Here is a 1,301-nt window from a genome sequence, read left to right on the forward strand (position 1 = left end):
GGCCAAGGAGAAGGGGTTGAACTACGTCAAGCTGGACGGGCAGGTCGGCATCATCGGCAACGGTGCCGGGCTGGTCATGTCCACGCTGGACGTGGTCTCCTACGCCGGTGAGGCCCACGGCGGGGTGCAGCCGGCCAACTTCTTGGACATCGGCGGCGGCGCCTCGGCCGAGGTGATGGCCAACGGCCTGGAGATCATCCTGGGCGACGGCGACGTCAAGAGCGTGTTCGTGAACGTCTTCGGCGGGATCACGGCCTGCGACGCGGTGGCCAACGGCATCGTGCAGGCGCTGGAGATGCTGGCCGCGCGCGGCGACGATGTGAGCAAGCCGCTGGTGGTGCGCCTGGACGGCAACAACGCCGAGCTGGGCCGCGAGATCCTGACCCGGGCCGGCCACCCCGCGGTGCGCCAGGCCCCCACCATGGACGGCGCCGCGGCCCAGGCCGCGGAGCTGGCCGCGAGCTAGAGGCGGGGGAGACGACGATGGCTGTTTTTCTGACCAAGGACAGCAGGGTGCTGGTGCAGGGTATGACCGGCGCGGAGGGCACTAAGCACACGCGGCGGATGCTGGCCTCGGGCACGCGGGTCGTGGGCGGGGTCAACCCGCGCAAGGCGGGGGTGTCGGTGGACATCGACGGGACGCAGGTGCCGGTGTTCGCGTCGGTGGGTGAGGGCATGGCGGCCACGGGGGCCGATGTGTCGGTGGTGTTCGTGCCGCCGCGGTTCGCGCGGGCGGCGGTGGTGGAGGCCGTGGACGCGGGGATCGGGATGGCGGTGGTGATCACCGAGGGGATTCCGGTGCACGATACGGCGGCGTTTTGGGCGCATGCGCAGGCGGCGGGCAGTGCGACGCGGATCGTGGGGCCCAATTGCCCGGGGCTGATCTCGCCGGGGGCGTCGAATGCGGGGATCATTCCGGCTGATATCACGCGGCCGGGGCGGATCGGGTTGGTGTCGAAGTCGGGCACGTTGACGTATCAGATGATGTATGAGTTGCGGGATATCGGGTTTTCCACGGCGGTGGGTATCGGTGGGGATCCGGTGGTGGGCACGACGCATATCGATGCGTTGGCGGCGTTCGAGGCCGATCCGGAGACGGATGCGATCGTGATGATCGGTGAGATCGGTGGGGATGCCGAGGAGCGGGCGGCGGAGTTCGTGCGTTCGCGGGTGTCGAAGCCGGTGGTGGGGTATGTGGCGGGGTTCACCGCGCCGGAGGGTAAGACGATGGGGCATGCGGGGGCGATCGTGTCGGGGTCGGCGGGCACGGCGCAGGCGAAGAAGGAGGCGTTGGAGGCGGC

General features: G+C 69.8%; 1 protein-coding gene and 1 pseudogene. Both read left to right on the plus strand.

Annotation, left to right across the window (positions count from 1 at the left end; translation table 11 throughout):
* Nucleotides 1-466: pseudogene (locus tag ABD284_RS25670) on the plus strand (ADP-forming succinate--CoA ligase subunit beta); the annotation flags it as partial.
* A gap of 17 nt (nucleotides 467-483) precedes the next feature.
* On the plus strand, nucleotides 484-1,301 hold an 818-nt coding region (gene sucD, locus ABD284_RS25675), incomplete at its 3' end, for a succinate--CoA ligase subunit alpha (RefSeq protein WP_344149063.1).

Origin of the sequence: Streptomonospora arabica (assembly GCF_039531585.1) — a bacterium.
Taxonomy (GTDB): Bacteria; Actinomycetota; Actinomycetes; order Streptosporangiales; family Streptosporangiaceae; genus Streptomonospora; species Streptomonospora halophila.